This is a genomic window from Allobosea sp. FBZP-16, from assembly GCF_002831785.1.
Taxonomy (GTDB): Bacteria; Pseudomonadota; Alphaproteobacteria; order Rhizobiales; family Beijerinckiaceae; genus Allobosea; species Allobosea lupini.
The window spans coordinates 311,909-335,628 of the sequence record NZ_LNCQ01000032.1; the positions used below are offsets into that span (position 1 = coordinate 311,909).

Below are 23,720 nucleotides of genomic sequence, written 5' to 3' on the forward strand. Positions count from 1 at the left end.
CATGCGGCTGCAGGATTATGTCGGCCTGCCCTTTGCCGAGCGCGGGCGGGGCCGCGATGGCGTCGACTGCTGGGGGCTCGCCTGCCTGGTCTATGCCGAGCAGCTCGGGATCGCGCTGCCGCACCACGCCGAGGACTATGTCAGCACGGCCGATCGCGAGACGCTGCAGCGGCTGATCGCGGAGGGGCGCAGCTGCTGGCGCGAAATCCCGTGCGACGCCGTCCGCGCCTTCGATCTGGTCGAGATCAGTAATGTTGGCGTGCCGCATGTCGGCATCGTCGCCGGCGCCGGGCTGATGCTGCATATCGAAGCCGGAAGTGATGCGGTGATCGAGCGGCTTTCCAGCCCGCGCATCGCCCGCCGCCTGCGCGGCTTCTTCCGGCACGAGAGCCGCTGATGCCGCTTCCCGCTCGCAGTGCGCGGCCGGCCCAGATCCTGGCGCCGGGCGACGGCCTCGTCGACGTCATCGTGCGCAGGCATCCGCTGCGCGGCGAGCGCAGCTTCCTGAAGCTACCGGCCGGGCTCTCGATCGCCGAGCTGGTCGAGGAAGCCTGGCCCGAACGCAGCGGCAAGCCGGCAGTCGCCTATCTCGCCGACCAGGTCGTGCCGAGCGAGCTCTGGGCGCGGGTGCGGCCCAAGCCCGGCGCGACCTTGATCTTGCAGCCTTTGCTGCAGGGCAAGGGTATCTTGCGTTCGATCGCCATGATCGCGGTGGCGATCATCGCGCTGGTGGTGGCGCCCTATCTGGCGGGTGCGTTGTTCGCGGGCGCCAGTGCGGCCTTCATCGCTGGAGCGACGGCCGCGATCGGCGGTGCGATCACGATCGGCGGGTCGCTGCTCGTCAACGCGCTGTTCCCGATCAAGACGAAGCCGCCGTCAGCTAACAACGCTTTGGCGCCGAGCGAAGAGCAGGCGCGGCTGATGTCGATCTCAGGCGCGCAGAACCAGCCGCGCCCCTTCGGCACCATTCCGGTCGTGCTCGGCAAGCACCGGATCTCGCCGCCGTTTGCCGCCAAGCCCTTCACCGAATTGGTCGGCGCCGACCAGTATCTGCGCCTGCTGTTCTGCGTCGGCGCCGGGCCGCTCGCGATCAGCGAAGCCAAGATCGGCGAGACGCCGCTCGGCGAATTCGCCGGCGTCGAGATCGAAATCCGCAACGGCTATGCGGAGGACACGCCGCCGTCGCTATTCGCCGGCCAGGTCGAGCAGCTCGACCTCGCGATCGTGCTCAAGGCCAATGTCCAGAATTCGCGCTACACCGATCCGGACACTGACGAGATCTCAATCGAGATCACTGCGCCGCAAGGTATCTTCTATCTCGACACCGCGACCGGCGAGCGCAAGGCGCTCGGCGTCCACACCCGTGTTTTCTACCGCCATGTCGAGGCCGGCACCGGCTACCAACAAGTCGACGGCGAGATCATCTTCGATCGCGAACTGGCGCAGGCGCGGCGCGGGATCAGTTTTCCAGTCACCCGCGGCACCTATGAGGTCATGCTCGCCCGGCTCACACCGGACTACGATGAGGATATCTACGCCGACGAAGTCGTCTGGACGATGCTGCGCTCGATCCGCAAGAACCTTCCTGTGGTCGCTCCCTATCCGGTGGCGCTGATCGCGCTCAGGATCAAGGCGAGCGAGCAGTTGTCCTCGATCGTGGACACCTTCAACGTCGTCGCCGAGTCGCTCGGCACCACCTATAACGGCTCGGGCTACAGCTTCGCGCCTTCGCGTAACCCGGCCGATCTGTTCCGGCTGGCTCTGCAAGCGGCAGCCAACGCCCTGCCGGTCGCCAATGACCTGATCGATTACGAGGCGCTGCAAAGCTGGTGGGGCTACTGCAACCGCGAGGGCTTCACCTATGACGCCGTGGTCGAAGAGCCGACCTCGGTTTATGAGAGGATTGCGCTGATCTGCGCCGCCGGCCGGGCCGTGCCGACCTTCAAGGACGGCAAGTGGAGCGTCGTCTGGGAGCAGTTCGACACGCCGATCGTCCAGCACTTCACCCCGCGCAACTCGTCAGGCTTCACCGGCACGCGCGTCTACCAGCGCACGCCGCATGCCTTCCGGATCAAATTCATCAACGCCGCCAAGGGCTGGGCCGCCGACGAGCGCATCGTCTATGACGACGGCTACGATCCGACCAATGCGACGCTGTTCGAAGCGCTCGACGTCGATGGCGTCACCGATGCCGATCTCGCCTGGAAGTTCGGGCGCTATCACATCGCCCAGGCGCGCCTGCGGCCGGAGCGCTACTCGATCCTGGTCGACTGGGAGAACCTGCGCTGCACCCGCGGCGACAGGGTCGTGCTGGCGCATGACGTCGCTAAGATCGGGCTCTATCAGGGCCGGGTGAAGGCGGCGGCCGGCAACCTGGTCACGCTCGACGAGCGCATCATCCTCGAGGCCGGCAACAGCTATCGCATCCGCTTCCGCCTGGCCGACGGCTCTTCGCTGCTGCGCGACGTCGTCGCCATCGAGGGCGAAGCCAACACGGTGACGCTGAGCGGCGCCGGCAGTCTGCCTGCGGTCGGCGACCTCTTCATGATCGGCGAGACCGAGCGCGAGACGATCGTCTGCCGTGTGTTCGAGATCGCACATCAGGACGATCTCAAGGCGCGCCTGACGCTGGTCGACGACGCGCCGGCGCTGCAATACGCCCATAGCGGCGCGATCCCGGCCTTCGATTCCAAGATCAGCGAGCCGGCCGATCCGTTCCGGCTGCCGCCGCGCAATCTCTCGGCCAAGGAGATGATCAAGCAGGCGGGCTCCGGCGCCACCACCGTCGTGGTCCGCCTCGCTTGGCAATCGCCACGGCTCGGCCAAGTCCGCGGCTTCGAGGCGCAATGGCGCGACGAGCAGGCCGCCGGCGCCGGTACCAGCGGCTGGACCGGGTCGCAGACGGTGCTGGCGCCGCAGCAATGGGTCGATATCGACAACTTGCTGCTCGGCAATTACGGCTTCCGGGTCCGGACTCTCTTCGAAGATGGCCGGGTCTCCAACTGGTCTGTGCTGCCGGCCAGCGCGATCACCGGTGACCTGCTGCGCAACCCGCTGCCGAACATCAGGCGCCTGCGCACGACCTTCCGGGACGGCATCCGCTTCCTAGACTGGGATGAGGTCAAGGACTGGCGCGGCGGCGTCCGCTACGAGATCCGCAAGGGTCCGACCTGGGAGGGCGCGCTCCTGGTCGAGACGGTGGCGCACCCGCCGATCGCGACGCTCGGCAACGACACCTATTGGGTCGCGGCCGTGGCGAGCCCGGTCACCGGCCTCACGGTCTATTCGGCGCAGCCGCAGGCGGTCACGATCACCGGCGCCACGCTCGTCGGCAATGTCGTCGCCGAGTTCGACGAGAAGGCGAGTGGCTGGACCGGCACGACCTATGGCACTGTTGCGGTTGCCGGCGACGATCTGCGCACCGGCGGCGCCGGCGACATCCTCGAGATCCCGGACTTCCTGGCCGAGCCCTCGATCCTGGACTATGGCGGCGGCGGCTCCGGCGCCTACGAAATCCCCGGCACGCATTACATCGATGCTGGCCGGGTCGCGGCCTGCGCCGTCTCGATCGACCTGACCGCCACGGCGATCTGGAGTGACCAGAACATCCTGACCGACCCGGATTTCCTAGGGAACCAGGACATCTTCACCTCGGAGGCGGCGCGTAAGGTCGAGGTCTTCGCCGAGATCTGCCTCGGCTACAGCGACCCGTCGGACATCTATTCGGCGAGCGACGTCTACGAATCGCCCGACGTCTACAGCCAGAACATCGACTGGGGGCCGTGGCAGCGCTTCACGCCCGGCGCCTACACCGCCCGGCACTTCAAGTTCCGGGTAATCATGACGACGCTTGATCCCCGCGCCATCGCGATCGTGCAGCATTTCGCCTATCGCGTCGACGTGCCGGACCGGATCGACCACCGCCTCGGCCTCGACGTGCCCGTCGGAGGCCTGGCGATCGTCCACCGTCCGGACGGCGCCAGCGAGGATGTGCCGTTCAATGGCGGCCCAAACGGCTTGGCGGTGCCTTACGTCAACGTCACCATCCTCGACGGTGGCGACGGCGTGCCGGAGTTCACGGCGCAGGCCAAGGCCGGCTGCACGCTCAAGATCAAGTCGGGCGGCGTCGCTGTCGCCCGCAAGGTCAATCTCGACATCCAGGGCTTCTAGAGCCCGCTTTCGCCAGGACATCGCCATGATGCTTCTTCGTCGCCTGGTCGGCGCGCTCGCGCTCGCCTGCGCCCTCGCTGTGCCGGCGCTCGCCCAACAGGGCGCGCTCACCATCCCGCTCTCCGGCCCCAACCAGTTCGGCGGCCCGACCGGCGTCGCCAGCCAGATCAACGCAGCCATCCTGGCGACGGGCGCGAAGAATGCTGGCGCGACCGCACCGACCAACGCCGCCGGCGGCTCGCCCTTCACCTTCCAGGAGTGGATGGACACCTCTGGCCAGCCGCGCAGCTGGAAGATATGGGACGGCAGCCAGTGGGTGGTGCTGGCGACGCTCAACACTTCGACACATGCCCTGACGGTCCCGGTCTCGGCCGGTGGCACCGGCTGCAACGCCGCGGCCGGCGCCTGCGTCGATGCGATCAGCGGCTGGAGCGCGACCGGGCTGATCGCCCGCAGCGGCTCTGGCGCCTACCAGTTCCGGACCCTGACCGGGACGGCCAATGAAGTCACTGTCGCGAATGGCGACGGCGCCAGCGGCAACCCGACGCTGTCGCTCCCGTCGGCACTCACCTTCACGGGCAAGACGATCACGGGCGGCGCCTTCACCGGCGGCACGCTTAACAATGCTGCGATCGGCGGTACGACGCCGGCGGCCGGCGCCTTCACCACCGTCACGGCCTCGACGCCGATCGCCCTCGGCTCCGGCGGCACCGGCGCCAGCACCGCCTCGGCGGCGCGCACCGCGCTTGGCCTCGCCATCGGCAGCGACGTCCAGGCCTATGATACCAAGCTCGCGGCGCTCGCCGGGCTGACCTCGGCCGCTGACAAGATGCCCTATTTTACTGGCGCCGGCACGGCCGGCCTCGCCGACTTCTCCGCCTTCGCCCGTACCCTGCTCGACGATGCCGATGCGGCGACGGCGCGCGGCACGCTTGGCGCGGCGGCGAGCGCCCGGCAGATCGCGACCGGCGCCGGCCTGTCGGGTGGCGGCGACCTCACCGCCGACCGGACGCTGGTCGCGACCGTGCCGGTCAATGCCCAGAGCGGCACCAGCTACGCGCTGGTCGACGGCGACCGAGCCAGGCTGGTCACCGCCAGCAACGCCGCAGCGATCGCCTGGACGATCCCGCAGGCCGGTGCCTCCTCACAGTTTGTCTCCGGCTGGCATGCCGATCTGCAGAATCGCGGCGCCGGCACGCTGACCCTGACGCCAACGACGTCGACTATCGACGGCCAGGCCAATCTGGTGCTGACCAGCGGCCAGGGCGTTCGCCTGTTCTCAGACGGCACGAACTACTTCACGCAGCGCGGCTTCTCCGCCAGCGGCGCCGGCTCCGGCACGGTGACCTCGATCGTCGCCGGCACAGGCCTGTCCGGCGGCACGATCACCAGCTCGGGCACGATCGCGCTGACCGCGCCGCTCGGGCAGGTCAGGCTCGACAAAAGCGGCGCGAACCTGCGGCTCTGCCCGCGCAACGGCAACCTGCTCACCATCAACGGCGTTAACGCTACGCTCTCGACCAGCTGCATCACCCTTGCGGCGACCGGGCTTTCGGCCTCGACCACCTATTACATCTACGCCACCGCATCGGGCGGGGCGGTCACCGCGCTGGAAGCATCGGCGACGGCTCGCGCGACGCATAGCGACGGCACGCAGATCAAGAGCGGCGACGCGACGCGGGCGCTGGTCGGCCTGGCCCGCACCACCTCCGGCACGGCCTGGGCCGATACCGACGCCCAGCGCCTGGTGCGCAGCTGGTTCAACCGGCCAGCTGTCACCGGCACCGCGGCCTTCACGGCGCAGCGCTCCACCTCGAGCACCAGCTGGGCCGAGCTCAACAGCGAGATCCGGGTCGAGTTCCTGATCTGGGACGACGAGGTCGCGAGCGCGGCGCTCAACGGCTACTCGTTCAACTCGGCCAGCGCAACCACCTATGCCTCGGTCGGCTACGACGGCACGACCAATGAGGGCTCGGTCGCCAATTTCGGCACGGCCGGCGGCGCGATCGGCTACGCCCGTGCCCGAAGCGGCCTCTCCGAGGGCTATCACTACGCCACGCTGCTCGGCCGCGTCTCGTCCGGCACCGGCACCTATTCGGCGCTCTCGCCCGAATTCACCACGCTCTCGCTCCTCATCCACTGATCGTCCCGAAAGGACCGCCCCGATGCGAACCATCCTCCTGCGGATGGCGCTGGCGCTCGCGCTCGCGCTGTCGCTCTTCCCGCCGCCGGCAGCCCGCGCCGACCAGGGCTCGGCCTGCATGCCGACCACCGGCACGGTCTCGGGCCTCGCATTCGCCCAGGCGGTCAATCTCGGCTTCGCCGCCGTGATCTCGACCAATTCCGGCGCGACGGCGCCGGCGACGGGCTGTGCCGGCGTCGCGGTCAAGGGCCAGTGGTGGCTCGACACCTCGGCGACGCCAAACATTGTCAAGTTCTATGACGGCACCAACTGGCTCGCCGTCGCCTCGGTCGATCTCACCAACCATGTCTGGGTCCCGCCCGTCGGCGGCGGCACGGCGACGCTGGCGAGCGCCTCGACCGTTGATCTCGGCGCTGCGCCGGCCTCGGCCGTCACCATCTCCGGCACGACGACGATCACCAGCCTGGGCTCAAGCGCCGTCGCCGGCTCCGCGAAGTTCATCCGCTTTTCCGGCGCGCTGACGCTGACGCACAACGCCACCAGCCTGATCCTGCCGACCGGTGCCGATATCGCCACCGTCGCCGGCGACACGGCGATCGCGATCGCGCTCGGCGGCGGCAACTGGTCGCTCTGGGGCTATTCGCGCGCCACCGGCCTGCCGGTCGCCAACCAGGCCGTGCCAGTCGGCACCGTGCTCGACTATGTCGGCTTCAACCTCCCAGACAGTAATTACGAGTTCACGCTCGGCCAGTGCCTGACGCGCGCAAGCTATCCTCTGGTCGCGCCGGCGCTCGGCAAGGCGCAGCAGGGCTCGCGCTCCTCAGGCGGCACGACGATCACCGGCATCGCCGATACCAGCATGTTCGGGCTCGGCATGCAGGTCGAAGGCACCGGCATCCAGGCCGGATCGACGATCTCGAGCTTCACCTCCTCGACGATCACCCTGTCGCTGCAGGCGCTGTCGACCGGCACGGCCGACGTCATCGTCTATCCGGCCTCACCCTGCTCGAGCCCGGCGACCGAGATCCGCCTGCCGGATCTGCGCGGGCGCGTCGCCGCCGGTCGCGACAACATGGGCGGCACCGCCGCCGGCCGCATGACGAGCGGCGGTGGTGGCATCACCGGGACGGCATTGGGCAACGCCGGCGGCTCCGAGACCGGTACCCTCTCGATCGCACAGCTGCCGACCGTGACGCCGTCCGGCTCGGTGGTGACGAGCATCTCCGGCAGCGTCACGATCTACGATCCCGGTCATGCGCACGGGGTCAATGCGTCGGGCTCGAACACGGCCGTCAGCACGAGCCCGCAGAACGCGACCACGCCGCTTGCAGCCAACAATAACACCTCGACGGCTTATACCGGCATCACCGCTGCATTTTCCGGGGCTGCCTCATCAGCCTTCTTCGGCAACTCTTTCGGTTCCGGCAACGCGCATTCGCGCATGCAGCCGACGGCCGTCGTCAACAAGATCATGCGGGTGAGGTGATGGGCACGCGCAGAATCGGACCTTATTTCGGCGACGAGCTCGCGGCGGCCGGGCTGGCGGGCCTGCCGATCTCGTGGGGCGAGGATGGCATCGTCACTGGCCGCGAGCTGCTGATGGCGCCGCAGCAGGCTGCGCTCGACGCGGTGATCGCCGCGCACGACCCGCAGCGGCCCCGCCTCGGCGACTATCGCAGCGCGATCCAGGCGCATGTCGATGCGACGGCCCGGGCGCGCGACTACGACAGCGGCGTCTCCTGCGCCTCCTGGGTCGCCTCGACCAATCCGGCCTGGGCTGCCGAAGCGCAGGCCTTCGTCGCCTGGCGCGATTCCGTCTGGGCGCATGTCTTCGGCGAGCTCGCCAAGGTTGAGACCGGCCAGCGCGAGCAGCCGACGATCACGGCGCTCCTCGAGGAGCTGCCGGCGATGGCCTGGCCGGCCTGACGTCGCCGCCCTTCCCAACACGACACCCGGAACCTCCCATGACGAACGCTGAGATCCAGCGGGCGCTTATCGCGCTCGGCTTCAACCCCGGCCCGGTCGACGGCCGCCTCGGTGACAGCAGCAAGGTCGCGATCAAGGCCTTCCAGGGCAAGTTCGGCCTCGTCGCCGACGGCATCGCCGGCCGGCAGACGCAAACTGCACTGACGCAGGCGCTGGCGGCGCCCAAACCCGGGCGGCCGGAGCCGGACAAGAGCGCGATCGTCGCCCCTGTGCCAGCGTCGCAGCGGCTTGGCACCGTCACCGCGGCCCCGCCGCCGAATGTCGCCAGCTTGCAACTGCTCGACACCGCCCGCGCGATCGCCGAGATCATCTGGCACTGCACGGCGACGCCGGAAGGCAAGGACTACACGGTGGCCGACGTGCGAGCCTGGCACAAGGCGCGCGGCTGGTCGGATATCGGCTACCACTATGTGATCTATCGCGACGGCCGGATCATACTCGGCCGCCCGGTCGGGCAGATCGGCGCCCATTGCGAGGGCCATAACACCGGCACGATCGGCTGCAGCTATATCGGCGGCCTCTCCGCCGACGGGAAAACCGCCAAGGATACCCGCACGCCGGCGCAGCGCGCCTCAATGCTCTGGCTGACGCAGCAGCTCGCCGCGAAGCATCGCGGGATCACACGTGTCAGCGGCCACAACCAGTACGCCAACAAGGCCTGCCCGAGCTTCAACGTCCGTAAGGATGAATTGGCGAGGGCGGCCTGATGAACCGGCGCAGCCTCCTTCGCCTGATCGGTCTCGCGCCGGTCGCCGTGCCTGCGATCGCTTCGGCGGCTCCCGCCGCGGCCGCTTCAAACCACTCTGTCGCATACAGGCGGATGGTATTCGGCGAATGGCGTCAGTTCGCCCCTGCCGAGCTCGAGACACTGCGCGTCTACGTCGGCGAGACGATTCATCTCGACTTGCCCGTCGTCGCCGAAGGCGTCGGCTTCCAGGACGGCGACGGCATCTGATCCCGCCGGCGGCCGGGCCTGCCGCCATCCTCACCATCATGGAGATCATCATGATCCGCTTCGCGGCGCTGGGCGCCTGCTGCCTGCTGCTCATCGTCCTCGGCGCCCATGCCGAGGCGCAGACCGTCACGACCGGGGAATCCCTCTTCGGCGTGTTCAAGCCCTATCTGACCGAGCTCGCTAGCGTCTTCGTCGCGGCGCTCGCGGCCTGGCTGTTCAAGCTCATTCGCGAGAAGCTCGGCATCGACATCGAAGCCAAGCACCGCGACGCCCTGCAGGCCGCTCTGACCAATGCGGCCGGCCTGGTGATCAACCGGGCGGGTGGCCTGGCGGGGGCGCTGGCGCTGCCGAACGCCAATCCATTGGTGCAGCAGGGCGTGAGCTACGTCATCGACAGCGCGCCGGACGCACTGAGGCACTTCGGCATCACGCCTGAAGAGGCCCGCCGCATCCTCACCGAAAAGCTCGAGGCGAAGATCGGCGTGCTCATCTCCACCGGCGCCGCGGCGAAAGCCTGACCTCAAACTGCCGGCCGGAGCCTGCGCCCATGCCTCATCGCGAGGCGCCACCCCCGGCCATGCTGCCGGGCACCTACGTCATGGACCAGGCGACGGTGGATCGACTGGCTTCCACGGCGGCCCTCGCAGCGGCCAGGGCGGTCCAGGACGAATCCCTGACGAAGGACGATGTCGAAGAAATCGTCGAGGAGGGCATCAAGCGTTTCATGGAGCGTGTCGGCATCGACGACGTCCCCGAGTTCCGGAAGGACCTCACGGCCATGCGCGCGGCACGCGAGACGCGCGAAGCGCTGATCCAGCACGGGATCAAGGCCGTCCTCACCGTGCTCGTCGGCGGCATGCTGACGGCCATCTGGCTCGCGATCAAGGGAGCGAAGTGATGCTGTCAGCGAAGACGGTCGCGGCCGTCGGCGTCTGGTCGACTGCCGGCGTCGTCGGCACGACCCTGTTCCTCTATGCGACGCCGATGCTGGAGCAGCGCTTCGCGCCTGTGCTGGTCGATCAGCGCGTCGAGACGGATCTCGACGACCGCACACCAGGGCGCATGTGCTGGACCTGGCATTGGTCCAAGGTTCGCTATGCCCAGCCGATAGTGGTGTCGTGGTCGATCACCGTCGAGGGGACGGCCGTCGAATTCCCAGCCATCACCGAGCGCCAGCGCGACGGTGAGGTGCTCCGCAGCCCGCAGGCGAGCTCGCTCGGGCCCGGTCGGAACGATCTCTGCGTCGTGATCCCGGCCGATCTTGACCGCGTCTCCGGCCTTATCATCCGCGGCCAGATCAACTACCGCATGCCGCACGGGCTCTGGACCATCTGGCAGGAACTGCCCGCCGTGCGGGTGCCGCCATTGCCGGGGTGATCTCCCTGAAACGTCTCACCGCAATCGGCCGCGCTCGGCATCGACCTGCCTATAGTGCTGGTGGATGCTGCCGCGCGACATCAGGTTGCGCCCGCCGCAGAGATGACAGCTATGGCCGAGGCAGATATCGGGAATCGGCAATTCCGCCGGCAAGTCGTCAGTCGAGACCTCCCGGTACTTGACGCAGTCATGGCACCAGATCTCGGCGCGGTGCAGCCCCAGCGCCCGATGACTGCCGACCGTAGCCGGCTGGATCATCGTGCCGTCTTTCTCGTAAGCCCGCCTAGGGTTTCGCATCTCGACCTCATTCAGCCCTGCCACGGCGGGGCGAACGGCGCGCGCAGCGCCGCCCGCCGCGGGCCGACCTGGCAGAAGGTCCCGCGAAGCCTGCTCGATCCGATGAAGGCAACCCGCCGCGCGCACCGGCGCGCTCCAGAACGGTTGCATGTTCTCGGAATGTTCTCAATGGGTGAGTTCCCGTTTTCCCCGGTCCGGCAGGCTCGGCCGCCGGCGCCCTATATCGGCGGCAAGAAGCAGCTGGCGGCGAGGCTCGCCGAGCTGATCCAGCGCGTGCCGCACCACACATATGCCGAACCCTTTGTCGGCATGGGCGGCGTCTTCCTGCGGCGGACCCAGGCGCCCAAGGCCGAGGTCATCAACGACGTCTCGGCCGACGTCGCGACGCTGTTCCGCATCCTGCAGCGCCACTATGTGGCATTCATGGACATGCTGCGCTTCCAGCTCACCAGCCGGCGGGATTTCGAGCGGCTGATGCAGGTCGACCCGGCGACGCTGACGGATCTCGAGCGCGCTGCGCGCTTCCTCTACCTGCAGAGACTGGCCTTCGGCGGCAAGGTCGCCGGCCGGAATTTCGGCGTCTCTCCTGGGCTGCCCGGCCGATTCGACGTGACCAAGCTCGCGCCGGCGCTCGCCGATCTCAGTGAACGCCTGGCCGGCGTGATCATCGAGAACCTTCCCTTTGCCGATTTCATCTCGCGTTATGACGGCGCCGGCGTGCTGTTCTATCTCGATCCGCCCTATCATGGCGGAGAGGCGGACTACGGCGCCGGCGTCTTCCAGCGCCGCGACTTCTTGCGCCTGGCCGAGCAGCTCGCCGGCATCAAGGGCGCCTTCATCCTCTCGATCAACGACACGCCCGAGATCCGGCGCATCTTCTCCGCTTTTGTGCTGGAAGAGGTATCGCTCACCTATACGATATCGGAAGGCGTAGCGACCGAAGCGCATGAACTTATTATTAGGTCGAATGGTCTGCGTTTCGATTTGGAAAGCCAACTTGGCTTGTTTTAACGTGGCGGCAATTAGATTGGCCAGTAACTGAATATCACGAGCCGCATAAGGGGGTGTGTTTTGACCGAAGTCGATGGGCATGAAGTAGTCTGCTCTGGTTCATTGGTGCTCCAGCAGGGTGCAACTGCGACTATAGCTCCGTTCGATGGAGAGGATTATAGATTGCGATTTCGCTTCGAACTTAGCGACAGCGAAAGTAATTTTGATATAATACCGGATGATAACAGAATATTCCTTGAGTGTCTGATCAGGACGAATGTGAAAAAGTATGGCAAGGAGATGGGAACCAAAGAAAAAATCCTAATAGCTGAAGATGAACAGAATAAAAAAAGCTATCTTAGTTTAATTGTGAATTTCGTCGGAACCTTCGAGCAATACACATTGGCGCTCTTCTATACTATTGTGCGGGAGTTATAGTGATGACCGTTTCCACCCCGCGCAGCAGTACAACGGCTCGTAATGCTAGGAAAGTAGATGCAAATACTGACACAGACGACAAAAGGGTAGAGTATGGGCTAATCGGAAAGTTGCTCGGCGGCTTTCAGATGGCGCCGATCAGCGCGGCTTGCATCCTGGCCGTCCTTTCGCTTGTCGCGGCAGCTATAGCAGCAGTTTCCGCTTCGCCTACTGCCAACGACAACGTGCAGCGCTTTCTAGCAATTGTTGTCGCGTGTCTCAGCTTTCTTGGCGGAGTCTATGGCGGGAAGGGGCGAAGTTGAACTCGCCATATTCGGTTGTCCCGTGCTGAGTATGCCGCGGGATAGCCTTGGCGATCCGCGAGAACAGATGGGGGATATTAGATGGCGAACCCTTCCCCAAGTCGTTGATAACGGACACTGTTTGCCGTCCCTTCCGGGACGCCATAAATCCTGCCTGCTCGAAAGTGAGGGGCCGCAATCCTGCGATCGCGTCAGGATTCGTTTAACCTCGGCGTGAAGCGGCAGGGAACTGCAACCTGGCATACTTCATTGCATGCTCACCTTGCACAGGAGGCGAGCATGCAGCTGGTTTTCGCAGTCACTGTCGGCATGGCCCTGATCGCTGCCATCTCATGGGCAGCCGCCGAACGCTGGAAGCTCTGATCTGAGCACCGGGCAAAAGGGCCGATCTCTCCAGCGCTCAGTGCTTCGTGACGTGCTCAGGCTTTCCCTTGCGCTTGGTCGAGGCCAACTCGTCGAGTTGCTTCTCGGTCATCGACTTGGCCATCGACTTCGAGGCGCCCTTGAGCTCGCTCTTGGGGATGTCGCCCCGCTTGGCGGCGAGCGCGGCTCCGGCCGCCTTCTGCTGCGCCTTCGATTTGGCTGGCATCATCCATCCTCCGATGTGAGGGCTGTCGAGCCAGCAACCCGTGCATGCGGCGATGGTTCCGCAGATGAGAGCTCCGAGCCGGCTCGCCTCGCGTGGCGATCTTGCGAACACTGCAGGCTTGCCCTTGCTCGCGAGGCCCTTGCTCGCGAGGAGTGGGCGCGGCAAAGCTCGTGGCACGGCTCTTGATAGAAGCTCCCCCAAGGCCGGCCAACTCTCGCCCGTTGAGATCATCTTGCGCATCCTCGTCCTCAATCCGAACACCAGCGCCGAAATGACCGAGCTGGTGCTGCGCGTGCTGGCGCCGATGACGCCAGCCGATGTCGAACTCGTGCCGGCGACCGGCCGCTTCGGGGCGCGCTACATCTCCAGCCGCAGCGCCGGCGCCATTGCCGGGCATGCGGCGCTCGACGCCTTCGCCGAGCGGGGCGCCGGGTGCGACGCCGTCTATCTCGCCTGCTTTGGCGATCCCGGGCTGATGGCGCTGAAGGAGATCGCGGGCGTGCCGGTGGTCGGCATGGCCGAAGCCGCCTGCCGGCAGGCGGCGGCGAAAGGCGGACGTTTTTCGATCGTCACCGGTGGCGAGCGCTGGGGGCCGATCCTAACCGAGTTCGCCGTCGCGCTCGGGCTGGATGGCCGGCTTGCCGCCATCGAGACGGTGGCGCCGACCGGTGGCGACATCGCGGCCGATCCGGACGGCTCGATCGCGCTGCTGGCCGAAGCCTGCCGGCGCACGGTCGCGCGCGACGGGGCACAGGCGGTGATCCTGGGCGGCGCCGGCCTCGCCGGGCTCGCGGCCCGGGTCCAGCCTCATGTCGGCGTGCCGGTAATCTGTTCGGTCCAGGCGGGCTTCGCCGCGGTACTCGACGCGGCGCGCAATCCACCGTCCAAACCGGTTCAAGGCGATCTGGCGCTGCCGGCGCCTGTGCCGAGCATTGGGCTTTCCGCCGGCCTGTCGCGCCTGCTGGGCGAGCGCTAGCGCCGCCTGTTTCCAGAGCCGCGAGTGGGCTGCGCGGCAGTCGCGTTTCCCTTGGGGGCAGCGAGCCAGATCATGTGCTTGGCGCCGCCAGCTCCGGCACGGGCACGCACCGTCTTCTCTTCGACGGCGAAGCCGGCCTGGCGCAGGCGCTGGGTGAAGTTGCGGTCCGGCCCCGCCGACCAGACGGCGAGCACGCCGTGAGACCGTAGTGCCGCCTTCGCAGCGCCGAGGCCGGCATGGTCGTAGAGCCGGTCATTGGCCTCGACCATCAGCCCGTCAGGCCCGTTGTCGACATCGAGCAGGATGGCGTCATAACGGCCGCTTTCCTCGCGAATGACTGTGACGACATCGGCTTCGCGCACGCTGACGCGGGGATCGTCGAGGCAGCCGGCGAAGATCGGAGCGAGCGGGCCGCGAGCCCAGGCGATCACCGCCGGGATCAATTCGGCGACGATGATCTCGGCATCTTTCGGCAGCGCGGCGAGCGCCGCCCGCAGCGTGAAGCCCATGCCGAGCCCGCCGATCAGCAGGCGCGGGCCTGGGCGCGGCCCGATTCTGTCGATGGCGAGGCTCGCCAGCGCCTCCTCCGAGCCCTTGAGGCGCGAGTTCATCAGCTCGTTATGGCCGAGCGTGATCGAGAACTCGTCCTCGCCGCGGCGCATGAGCTTGAGCGTGCCGCCGCCGGGGATCGGCGCGGCGTCGAGCTGCGTCCAGGGCTTCATGCGCCGTCAGTCCAGCCGGGCGCGCTTGATGAACGTGCCGGCCTTCATGATGACGGGCATGTGCCGGCCCTGGCGGGTCAGCAGCGCAAGGTCCTGCAGCGGGTCGCCGTCGACGACGATCAGGTCGGCATAGGCGCCCGGCGCCACCGTGCCGATCTTGCCCTCGAGTTTCAGTAGCCTGGCGGCGACATGGGTGGCGGCGCCGATCACCTCATGCGCCGGCAGGGCGCGGCCGCGGATGACGAACTCCTCGGACTGGTGGCGATGCATCTCGCCGAGCAGGTCGCTGCCATAGGCCATGGCGAGCCCCGCCTGTTTCATGATTGCCAGCGATTCCATGCCGGCTGCCCGGACGAACTCGACCTTGGCGACGGAATCGGGCGGGAAGCCGAGCTTGCCGCCTTCGCTGGCGAGCTTGTCATAGGTGACGAGGGTGGGCACCGCGACGGCGCCGTTCCTGGCGGCGAGCTTGGCCGTCTCGGCCTTGATCAGGTTGCAATGCTCCAGCGAATGGACGCCCGCCTCGACGCAGCGGCGGATCGCCTCGTCGGTGTAGACGTGGGCGGAGACATAGGTCCCGGCCATGCGGGCCTCTTCGACGACCGCTTCGAGTTCGCCGACCGAGAAGCCGAGGAAATGGATCGGGTCGGTCGGCGAGGCGCAGCCGCCATTGGCCATGATCTTGATGAAATCGGCGCCGCCCTTCAGCTCCTCGCGCGCAGCGCGGCGAACCTCGGCCTCGCCGTCGCAGATGCGGCCGAGCGCGCCGAGGCGATGGCGGGTGCCGGGCGCGAGGCGGTCGTCATAGCGGCCGCGGAAATCGGCATGTCCGCCGGTCTGGCTCAGCGCCTTGCCGGAGATGACGAGGCGCGGCGTCGGGAAATCGTGTTCTTCAGTCGCCTGTTTCAGGCCGAAATCGGCGCCGCCGACATCGCGCACGGTGGTGAAACCGCGCAGCAGCATCTCGCGCATGATCACCAGCGAGCGCACCGTGACGAGCGAGTCGGGCAAGGCGGCGTTGCGGCCGAGATCGGCCACGCCAGCGATGACGTGGACATGGGCGTCGATCAGCCCGGGCATCAGCGTGCGGCCTTTGAGATCGATCACCCTGGCCTTGTCGGAGCGCACGCTCTTGCCGACCTCGCGGATCAACCCGCCCTCGACCAGGACGGAGACCGGCGCGGCGCGCTCGGGCGCGGTGCCGTCGACGATGCGGGCATTCTGGAACAGGGTCGCGGCCATGGGTTTTCCGTCCTTGCCTTTGAAAGTTCGTGAGGCGCAGTTCAGCGCGCCAGCAGCGCGGCGAGCCAGAGGCCCAGCCCGAAAACGACATGATTGATCAGTCCGATCAGCCGGACCTGGTTGGCGTTCGGCCGTTTGCTGGCGGCGAGGCCGAAGCCCATGCCCGGCTGCAGGATGAACCAGCCGCAGCCGACGGTGACGACGCCGACGATCAGGGCCGGCAGCAGCGTCGGATTGCGGGCCCAGTCGAGCCCCCAGATCAGCAGGACGATCGCGGCGAAGAGCGCACCGATCAGGTAGTGCATGATCCAGCCGATCGCGAGCTCGCTTGCGACTGGCGGCGTGTCGGCGATGGTGTCGTGCATGAAGCGGCCACGCGGCAGATAGGCGAACCAGCGCCCGACCATCGCCCAGTTCGCCAGCGGGATGCCGAAGACGCGGTTGAGGAACAGCGCCCAGAGGTCGAGCACAGCGGTGGCACCGATGCCGATCGCGAGTGAGCGGCCGATCACTTCGAGCATGTCTATCCCCCAGGCCGCGAAGCGCGCCGCCGGCTATGGAGGCGAAAGGACGCAGTGGGGTCAATCGCCAGTAGGTTGAATGTCCCGCCCGCAGCGCAGACGGGGCATGCGGCCGCGCGGCGCAGGAACCGCCAGGGGGGCGTGCTCGTTCTCCTCGCATGCATTCAATGCGGGGGGACGTGATGGCCGTGACGGCAGCAAGCAAGGCGAACGCGACCGGGCCGCATGGGGCACAGGAGCTGCCCTCGGTCATCGTCACCAGCTACAATCTCGAAATCCGCGACGGTGACGGCTTCCTCGGCGACAAGGCGAGCCGGGGCGCCTTCATGGATCATCTCGCCGAGTTGCGGAGCCATCTTGCCGAGACCAGCGAGGATCCGCTGGCGAAGGTCGGCAAGACCGTCAGCAAATCGGAGCTCGACAAGCTGCTGACGGAGGGCGAAGCTCGCGAGGCGGCGCTGGTGCTCTCGGCCGTCGAGCGCTTCGCTCAGTCGCTCGCTTTCGTCATCCGTCGCTTCCTGCGCCAGAAGGCCTGGAGCCCGGTCGAGCGCATCGTCGTCGGCGGCGGCTTCCGCCAAAGCCGGATCGGCGAGCTCGCCATCGCGCGGGCAGGGATCATCCTGCAGACAGAAGGCTTTTCGATCGAGCTCGTGCCGGTGCGCCATCACTCTGACGAAGCCGGGCTGGTCGGCAGCGCCCATCTCGCGCCGAAATGGATCTTCGAGGCCTATGACAGCCTGGTCGCGGTCGATATCGGCGGCTCGAACATTCGTGCGGGGATCGTCGAATTGCGCCAGGACAAGGCCTCCGATCTCAGCAAGGCGCGAGTCTGGGAAACCGAGCTCTGGCGCCACGCCGATGAGGAGACGAACCGCGAGCAGGCGGTGAAGCGGCTCGGCAAGATGCTGCGCGAGCAGATCGAACACGCAGCCAAGGAAGGCCTGCGCGTCGCGCCCTTCATCGGCGTCGGCTGTCCCGGCCTGATCGAGCCGGACGGCGCGATCGATCGCGGCGCCCAGAACCTGCCCGGAAACTGGTCGAGCAGCCGCTTCAATCTGGTCGAGAGCATCCGCGAGATGGCGCCGGAGATCGGCGAGCACGATACCGTCGTCACCATGCACAATGATGCCGTCGTGCAGGGCCTGAGCGAATTGCCGTTCATGCAGGATGTCGAGCACTGGGCGGTGCTGACCATCGGCACCGGGCTCGGCAATGCCAGCTTCCACAATCGGGCGAAGCCGAAGGGCCGGGACAAGGAGAAGCCGAAGGACGGCAAGAGCAAGAAGGATTGATCGTACCCCACGCAGTCGTGGTCATCCCGGGTCTCCCTGCTGTCGCCCGGGATGACCTTGTCGTGTGATTGTGCCTAATCCCGCTTCGCCGGCAGCGCCCAGAGCAGCCCGCGCGTCACGATCGCCGGGAAGACGGTGAGGTGGTCCTCGCCGGGGATGACCTCGCTCGCGAGCTTGAGGCCCGGATAATTGCGCGAACGCAGCGCCTGCTCGAACTCCCTGAGATCGGCGATCATGTCGGTCTTGCCGTTGTAGCGCGGATCGCCGGACGCTTTGTCGATCGTCTCGTAGGAGGCGATCGACATGAAGACGTTCGCCTTCAATTCCTTGTTGGCCTCGGCATAGCTCCGTTCGCGCTGGAACAGCACCTTCTGGTCGAACCAGAGCGAGGGGCTGCCGATGATGTAGTGCGAGAACAGTTTCGGCTCGGTCAGCAGCACATAGAGGCCGAACAGGCCGCCATAGGAATGCCCGGCATAGATGCTGCGAGTGGTGTCGGTACGGTAGGTCGCAGCGACGAAGGGCATCACCTCCTCCGAGAGGAAGCGGCGATAGCCCTCCGCTTCGCCGAAGACTGGCGGCTTGCCCGACGGATCGCGTGTCTTCTCGCCGTTCGGCGTCGGGGTGTAGTCGCGCCGGCGGCTGTATTCGGGGGTATCGCCGACCGAGTATGACAGGCCGACCAGGATGAACTCCTCCAGCCCCCTGGCCCGGTTGCCGACCCGGCGGGCGATCGAGCGGACCAGCGGGAAGGCATAGTCGGCATCGGTGACGAACAGCACCGGGAAGCGCCGGCGCGGCTGGCTCTGATAGGATTCGGGCAGGCTGACGAAGATCTCGTAGTCGCGCTGCAGCGCCTTGGCCCGGATCGTCCTGACCTCGGTGCCCTTGAGCACGAAGGGCGGCGGTGACGCGGTGGCCCCGGCTGCCGAGGCCGACGGCTCGGCATCGGGCTCGGCAATGGCAGCGGTGGCGATCAGGAACGCAGCGACGAAGGCAGGCAGGCGAAGCATCCACGACGTCTCCGACAGGACTGTGCCGGGATCGTGACGGCTCGCGTAGCCGTCGCCAATAGCATGTCCCCGATATCCACGAGTCGTCCCGGGCGCAGCGAAGCGAAGACCCAGGACCCATTCCGGAACCTCATTCGGAAAGGCTCAGGCATGGGTCCCGGATCGGCGCCGCTGACGCGGCTTGTCCGGGACGGCTCGAACTGGAGAGACGTCAGCGTCTCAGACCCGGTGCCTCCAGCGCGAGTCCCTTGGCGCGCACGGCGAGATAGAGTTCGAGCGCGAGGTATTCGTCCGAGCCGTAGTCGAACTGCGTCGCCCTGACGCCGAGCGAACAGGCACGCAGGCGCCGGTGCAGCGACCCCAGTCCGTTCCATTCGAGCCGGTAGGCCGGATAGCCGGTGCCGATGCCGTAGCTGATCGTGTCGCCGCGCAGCTTCTGGCCGACCAGACCGTCATGACATTGCGTGCAGGCGAGATTGAGCTGGCCCTGCCGGCGCTCGTAGAAGGCCTTGCCGGCTTCATAATATGATTTGGCCGCGCCCTCGGCCGAGACCGTCAGCGGCACGCCCTTCGAAAGCGAGGCGACATAGGCGGTGAGGCCGAGCAATTCCTGGCTCTCATAGCCGAAGGCGGGCTGCTTCTGACGGTCGACCCGGCACTGCTCGATGCGACCCTCGAGATTGATCAGCTTGCCGATGGCGGCGTCGACCTGCGGATAGCGGGCGGCGGCCCCGCGCAGGCTCTGTTTGGGATCGGTGTGGCAGGAGAGGCAGGTCGGCGCTGCACCCTCGCGGCGGCTGAACAGCTCCTCGCCCTGCTCGACCCAGAGCCAGCCGGGATTGCGGGCTTCATCCTCCTGCTGGCGCTGCATCGAGGCTGAGAGGAAGGCGCTGCCCGGCTTGATCTCCTCCGCGGTCGCGGCGGTCAGCAACAAGCTGATCAATGCGGTGGCCAGCCAAAAGGCCTTCCCGGAACCATAGCCCTCATCCTGAGGAGCGATCGCAGATCGCGTCTCGAAGGATGGTCCAGTGCGCTCTGGAGCATCCTTCGAGACGCCGCTGGCGCGGCTCCTCAGGATGAGGGCTGTGGGGATCATTGCGGGAATGTGGTCATGTCACGACGAGACGGGCGGTGCGGGTGAAGGTCGCCCCGCCATCCTCGCGCCATTCGAAGGTGAGGTCGCCGGTCTCGACGGCGCGGGTGGTGAAGCTGACGAAGGGGTTGGCGGAGACGCCGGTGTGCATGTCGTAGCGAAACACCGGCTCGCCGGCATAGGTCACGGTCAGGCGGTTCAGGATCTTGCGCGGGACGACGCGGCCTTCGGAATCGACCTGGCCGCCGCGATCCATCGGATGGCGGACGAGGACGCGAATCTCGACGATCTCGCCGGCCCTGGCCTCGGCCGGCATGGTGATGCGGGCGTTGAACGATGCCATCGGTTCAGCCTCCGTCGATGCAGGCGCTGAGCGTCACCACGATATCGGCATCGGCCATGACATAGCCGCCGCTGCTCAGCGAGGCGATCGCCACGACCTTCTGAGAAGTCGCGAGGCGCAAGGTGGCGCGGATGTCGGCCCGGCCGCTGCGAGGGGTGAGATTGAAGCGGGCGACGTCGGGAAACGGGTTCTTCTCGGCGATGACATGGATCCAGCGAACATGGTCGGCCTGCGTCATCGGGCTTTCGACCAGGATCGCGACATCGACCGAATTGCCGTTCTCGACCAGTTGCGGAATATCGAAGGTGATCCTGCCGCGCTCGGGCACCGCGCCTTCGGTGACGCGCGCGATCAGCTCGGCGAGGGCGGGAGGCGCGGCCGCCTGGGTGGAGGCGGGCACGGCGGCGACGGCGAGTCCGGCGACGCCGGCCGCCATTACCTCGCGGCGCGAGAGCGCCGGTTCAGGGCGTACGCAGGCTGGCGAGATAGGTGACGACATCCTCGATCTCCTGGGCAGTCAGCGCCGGCCGATCGCGAAAGGCCGGAGCAACGTCTCGCAATCCTTGGTTACGAAAATAGGGCGGCATCACCGTCCGCGGGTTGAGCAGGCTGGCATCGACGAGGCGCAGGCGGAGCTGGCCCATGTCGAGCCGGCTCGCGACCCCGGCGAGATCGGGGCCGATCGTGCCCTGGAAGGGCTCGTTCGGCTCCGGCAGCTGGTGACAGATCAGGCAATTGCCCTGCGTGCGATCGAGCACGAGCGCCCGCCCGCGCATGGGATCGCCGACCTTGCCGCCGAGCGGCGCGGGGATCGCGTCGCCGACGACTGTGTAGGCTTCGAGGGCATTGGCTGGACTGGCTAAGAGCAGACCGGCGAAAACAATCGCTAGTCGTCCCGGGCGACCGAAGGGAGACCCGGGACCTATTCCGGAACCTTTCCGATTGGCGTTCCGGAATGGATCCCGGCTCTTCGCTTTGCTTCGGCCGGGATGACCTTGCCCTTTCACCAATCTCACGCCTTGCGCAGATCCGTGTTCTTGAGCGGCAGGTTGCGCACGCGCTTGCCGGTGGCGGCGAAGATCGCGTTCAGCACGGCGGGGGCCGCGACCGCGATGGTCGGCTCGCCGACGCCGCCCCAGAAGCCGCCGGAGGGCACGATGATCGTCTCGACCGCCGGCATGTCCTCCATGCGCACCACCGGATAGGTGTCGAAATTCTCCTCGACCATGCGCCCGTCCTTGACCGTGCACTCGCCGAAGAGCGCGGCCGAGAGTCCATAGACGAAGGAGCCCTCGACCTGGCGCTCGATCTGCGCCGGGTTGACGGCGTGGCCGGGGTCGGTTGCGGCGGTGATCTTGTGGATCTTGAGCTTGCCGTCGGCGTCGACCGAGACCTCGGCGACCGCCGCGACATAGGAGCCGAAACCCATGGTCTGGCAGATGCCGCGATAGACGCCTTCCGGAGCCTTCGTCCCCCAGCCGGCCTTTTCGGCGACGGCGTTGAGCACGGCAAGGTGCTTGGGGTGGTTCTTCATCAGCGCCCGGCGGAACTCGAGCGGATCCTTGCCGGCGGCATGGGCGAGCTCGTCCATGAAGCATTCGAGGTAGATCGTGTTCTGGTTGAGGTTGACGCCCCGCCAGAAGCCCGGCGGCACATGCGGGTTGCGCATGGCGTGGTCGATCAGCAGGTTCGGCACACCGTAGCCGATCGAAGCCTCCGGTCCGGGCGGGTTGAGGCCCTGGAAGACGGCCGGGTCGCGGCCGTTCTGGATGTTCTGCGGGAAGATCCCGGCGACGATCGACTGGCCGGAGATGCGCAGGTGCAGGCCGGTCAGATTGCCGTCCTTGTCGAGCGCGCCGGTGAGCTTGCACTGCGTCACCGGATGGAAGCGCCCGTGCAGCATGTCCTCCTCGCGCGACCAGATCAACTTCACCGGCGTGCCGGGGATCTGCTTGGCGATGGCGACGACCTGGCGGACCCAGTCGTGGACGGCGCCGCGCCGGCCGAAGCCGCCGCCAAGATCGATCTTGTAGGCCTCGCATTTCGCCAGCGGCAGGCCGGAGGCCTCGGATGCGGCGGCGAGCGCCGCCTCACCGTTCTGCGTGGGCGTCCAGACCTCGCAGCGCTCGGGGGTGTAGAGCGCGGTCGCGTTCATCACCTCCATGCAGGCATGGTTCTGGAACGGGTAGGAATAGACCTGCTCGACGACGCGGGCGGCATTGGCGATGGCGCTCTTGACGTCGCCGTTCTGGTTGCCGACGGCGGCTTGCGGTGCGTCGAGCCCTTCCTTCAGCCAGGCGGCGATGCTCTCGCTGGAGACCTTGGCGTGCTCGCCCTCGTCCCAGACGATAGGCAGCGCATCGAGCGCGGTCTTGGCGCGCCACCAGGTGTCGGCGACGACGGCCACGGCGCTGTCGCCGACGGGCAGGACTTGCTTGACGCCCGGCATGTCCTTGATCTTGGCGGCGTCGAAGCTCTTCACCTTGCCGCCGAAGACGGGGCAGTCCTTGATCGCGGCGTTGAGCATCCCCGGCAGCTTGAAGTCCATGCCGTAGACCTTCTTGCCAGTGGTCTTGTCGGCGGTGTCGAGGCGCTTCAGCGGCTTGCCGGCAATGGTCCAGTCCTTCGGGTCCTTGAGCGGGACATCCGTTGGCGCCTTGAGCTTGGCGGCTTCGGCTGCGACCTCGCCATAGCGGATCGAGCGGCCGGAGCCCTTGTGGGTGATCACGCCCTTGGCGGCGCTGCATTCGGCGGCCGGCACCTTCCAGCCATCGGCCGCCGCCTGGACCAGCATCATCCGCGCGGCGGCGCCGCCCTTGCGGACGTACTCATGCGATTCGCGCACGCCGCGGCTGCCGCCGGTCGAGAAATTGCCCCAGACCCGGTTGCGGGCGAGGTTCTGGCCGGGCGTCGGGTATTCGGTCGTCACCTTGGCCCAGTCGCAATCGAGCTCCTCGGCGACAAGCTGGGCGAGGCCGGTCAGCGTACCCTGGCCCATTTCCGAGCGGGCGATGCGGATCACCACCTTGTCGTCGGGATGGACCACCACCCAGGCGTTGATCTCCGGCACCGCGCCTTGCGCCTGCGCCTCCTCGGAGACGGGAATGGCAAAGCCGAAGCTGAAGGCGCCCGCCGCTGCGGCAGAACCTTTCAGGATGCTGCGGCGGGAGAGCTTGGTGTCGGTCACAGAGGCTAGACTCATGGCGTCCTCCTATTGCGGATGGCGCTGCGGCGAGGCTGTGGCGCTCGAGCCGTGCGCAGAAAAATGGGT

Annotated in this window: 25 protein-coding genes; 15 read left to right on the forward strand and 10 right to left on the reverse strand. The window is 67.1% G+C overall.

Going from position 1 to position 23,720, the window contains the following annotated elements; translation table 11 throughout:
• Position 1 precedes the first annotated feature (1 nt).
• The 13 genes from CXY91_RS18195 to CXY91_RS30275 are packed head-to-tail and all read left to right on the forward strand — an operon-like array spanning position 2 to position 12,658.
• A complete protein-coding gene (locus CXY91_RS18195) occupies positions 2 to 397 on the forward strand; it encodes a C40 family peptidase (protein ID WP_100962636.1) in 396 nt (131 codons plus the stop codon).
• A complete protein-coding gene (locus CXY91_RS18200) occupies positions 397 to 4,170 on the forward strand; it encodes a host specificity factor TipJ family phage tail protein (protein WP_100962637.1) in 3,774 nt (1,257 codons plus the stop codon). Before CXY91_RS18195 ends, CXY91_RS18200 begins: the two co-directional genes overlap by 1 nt.
• A 25-nt stretch (positions 4,171 to 4,195) precedes the next feature.
• Positions 4,196 to 6,313, forward strand: a complete 2,118-nt coding sequence (locus CXY91_RS18205; RefSeq protein ID WP_100962638.1) for a hypothetical protein — start codon at positions 4,196 to 4,198, stop codon at positions 6,311 to 6,313.
• A gap of 22 nt (positions 6,314 to 6,335) precedes the next feature.
• Positions 6,336 to 7,799 carry a hypothetical protein gene (locus CXY91_RS18210; protein ID WP_100962639.1) on the forward strand — a complete coding sequence of 488 codons (1,464 nt, stop codon included), beginning with the start codon at positions 6,336 to 6,338 and terminating at the stop codon, positions 7,797 to 7,799.
• Positions 7,799 to 8,239, forward strand: a complete 441-nt coding sequence (locus tag CXY91_RS18215) for a hypothetical protein (RefSeq protein WP_100962640.1) — start codon at positions 7,799 to 7,801, stop codon at positions 8,237 to 8,239. The genes CXY91_RS18210 and CXY91_RS18215 overlap by 1 nt, the downstream gene beginning before the upstream one ends.
• A gap of 38 nt (positions 8,240 to 8,277) precedes the next feature.
• On the forward strand, positions 8,278 to 9,006 hold the full coding sequence (locus CXY91_RS18220) for a peptidoglycan recognition protein family protein (protein ID WP_100962641.1): 729 nt from the start codon (positions 8,278 to 8,280) through the stop codon (positions 9,004 to 9,006).
• Positions 9,006 to 9,254: a hypothetical protein gene (locus tag CXY91_RS18225; RefSeq protein ID WP_100962642.1), complete on the forward strand. Its 249-nt coding sequence runs from the start codon at positions 9,006 to 9,008 to the stop codon at positions 9,252 to 9,254. Before CXY91_RS18220 ends, CXY91_RS18225 begins: the two co-directional genes overlap by 1 nt.
• A 50-nt stretch (positions 9,255 to 9,304) precedes the next feature.
• On the forward strand, positions 9,305 to 9,772 hold the full coding sequence (locus CXY91_RS18230; RefSeq protein WP_158673477.1) for a hypothetical protein: 468 nt from the start codon (positions 9,305 to 9,307) through the stop codon (positions 9,770 to 9,772).
• A gap of 59 nt (positions 9,773 to 9,831) precedes the next feature.
• Entirely contained in the window at positions 9,832 to 10,152 is a 321-nt protein-coding gene (locus CXY91_RS18235) for a hypothetical protein (protein WP_100962644.1), read from the forward strand.
• On the forward strand, positions 10,152 to 10,631 hold the full coding sequence (locus tag CXY91_RS18240; RefSeq protein WP_100962645.1) for a hypothetical protein: 480 nt from the start codon (positions 10,152 to 10,154) through the stop codon (positions 10,629 to 10,631). The genes CXY91_RS18235 and CXY91_RS18240 overlap by 1 nt, the downstream gene beginning before the upstream one ends.
• 54 nt (positions 10,632 to 10,685) lie before the next feature.
• Positions 10,686 to 11,939 carry a DNA adenine methylase gene (locus CXY91_RS18250; RefSeq protein ID WP_349236599.1) on the forward strand — a complete coding sequence of 418 codons (1,254 nt, stop codon included), beginning with the start codon at positions 10,686 to 10,688 and terminating at the stop codon, positions 11,937 to 11,939.
• A 60-nt stretch (positions 11,940 to 11,999) separates the two neighbouring features.
• On the forward strand, positions 12,000 to 12,356 hold the full coding sequence (locus CXY91_RS30270; protein ID WP_158673479.1) for a hypothetical protein: 357 nt from the start codon (positions 12,000 to 12,002) through the stop codon (positions 12,354 to 12,356).
• Between the two features lie 2 nt (positions 12,357 to 12,358).
• Positions 12,359 to 12,658, forward strand: a complete 300-nt coding sequence (locus CXY91_RS30275; protein ID WP_158673480.1) for a hypothetical protein — start codon at positions 12,359 to 12,361, stop codon at positions 12,656 to 12,658.
• Between the two features lie 400 nt (positions 12,659 to 13,058).
• Here the strand turns inward: CXY91_RS30275 and CXY91_RS18255 are convergent, their stop codons facing one another.
• A complete protein-coding gene (locus CXY91_RS18255) occupies positions 13,059 to 13,247 on the reverse strand; it encodes a DUF3008 family protein (RefSeq protein ID WP_100962753.1) in 189 nt (62 codons plus the stop codon).
• A 232-nt stretch (positions 13,248 to 13,479) separates the two neighbouring features.
• Between CXY91_RS18255 and CXY91_RS18260 the strand changes: the two genes are divergently transcribed.
• Entirely contained in the window at positions 13,480 to 14,223 is a 744-nt protein-coding gene (locus CXY91_RS18260; RefSeq protein ID WP_100962648.1) for an aspartate/glutamate racemase family protein, read from the forward strand.
• On the opposite strand, the gene CXY91_RS18265 is transcribed toward CXY91_RS18260, so the two are convergent.
• From CXY91_RS18265 to CXY91_RS18275, 3 genes are read right to left on the reverse strand one after another with little or no spacing between them, the layout of a single operon-like run.
• A complete protein-coding gene (locus CXY91_RS18265) occupies positions 14,220 to 14,945 on the reverse strand; it encodes a polyamine aminopropyltransferase (protein WP_100962649.1) in 726 nt (241 codons plus the stop codon). The genes CXY91_RS18260 and CXY91_RS18265 overlap by 4 nt on opposite strands.
• Before the next feature lie 6 nt (positions 14,946 to 14,951).
• Entirely contained in the window at positions 14,952 to 16,187 is a 1,236-nt protein-coding gene (locus CXY91_RS18270) for a metal-dependent hydrolase family protein (RefSeq protein WP_100962650.1), read from the reverse strand.
• Between the two features lie 41 nt (positions 16,188 to 16,228).
• On the reverse strand, positions 16,229 to 16,708 hold the full coding sequence (locus CXY91_RS18275) for a DUF2938 domain-containing protein (protein WP_100962651.1): 480 nt from the start codon (positions 16,706 to 16,708) through the stop codon (positions 16,229 to 16,231).
• Between the two features lie 182 nt (positions 16,709 to 16,890).
• On the opposite strand from CXY91_RS18275, the gene CXY91_RS18280 reads away from it, so the two are divergent.
• The gene (locus CXY91_RS18280; RefSeq protein ID WP_100962652.1) at positions 16,891 to 18,000 is read left to right on the forward strand and encodes an ROK family protein; all 1,110 of its coding nucleotides are present in this window, start codon (positions 16,891 to 16,893) and stop codon (positions 17,998 to 18,000) included.
• A gap of 74 nt (positions 18,001 to 18,074) precedes the next feature.
• On the opposite strand, the gene CXY91_RS18285 is transcribed toward CXY91_RS18280, so the two are convergent.
• The 6 genes from CXY91_RS18285 to CXY91_RS18310 all read right to left on the reverse strand — a co-directional run bounded on the left by CXY91_RS18285 (position 18,075) and on the right by CXY91_RS18310 (position 23,651).
• Positions 18,075 to 19,013 (reverse strand): alpha/beta hydrolase, encoded by a 939-nt coding sequence (locus tag CXY91_RS18285; RefSeq protein WP_100962653.1) that lies wholly within the window; start codon positions 19,011 to 19,013, stop codon positions 18,075 to 18,077.
• A gap of 211 nt (positions 19,014 to 19,224) precedes the next feature.
• The gene (gene soxA / locus CXY91_RS18290; protein ID WP_199777490.1) at positions 19,225 to 19,944 is read right to left on the reverse strand and encodes a sulfur oxidation c-type cytochrome SoxA; all 720 of its coding nucleotides are present in this window, start codon (positions 19,942 to 19,944) and stop codon (positions 19,225 to 19,227) included.
• A gap of 178 nt (positions 19,945 to 20,122) precedes the next feature.
• A complete protein-coding gene (soxZ, locus tag CXY91_RS18295) occupies positions 20,123 to 20,449 on the reverse strand; it encodes a thiosulfate oxidation carrier complex protein SoxZ (protein ID WP_091837998.1) in 327 nt (108 codons plus the stop codon).
• Positions 20,450 to 20,453: 4 nt separating this feature from the next.
• Positions 20,454 to 20,948, reverse strand: coding sequence for a thiosulfate oxidation carrier protein SoxY (locus CXY91_RS18300; protein WP_100962654.1), 495 nt, complete (start codon positions 20,946 to 20,948; stop codon positions 20,454 to 20,456).
• The gene (gene soxX / locus CXY91_RS18305; protein ID WP_208862325.1) at positions 20,911 to 21,225 is read right to left on the reverse strand and encodes a sulfur oxidation c-type cytochrome SoxX; all 315 of its coding nucleotides are present in this window, start codon (positions 21,223 to 21,225) and stop codon (positions 20,911 to 20,913) included. Before soxX ends, CXY91_RS18300 begins: the two co-directional genes overlap by 38 nt.
• A gap of 236 nt (positions 21,226 to 21,461) precedes the next feature.
• Entirely contained in the window at positions 21,462 to 23,651 is a 2,190-nt protein-coding gene (locus tag CXY91_RS18310; protein WP_100962655.1) for a xanthine dehydrogenase family protein molybdopterin-binding subunit, read from the reverse strand.
• Positions 23,652 to 23,720: the final 69 nt, after the last annotated feature.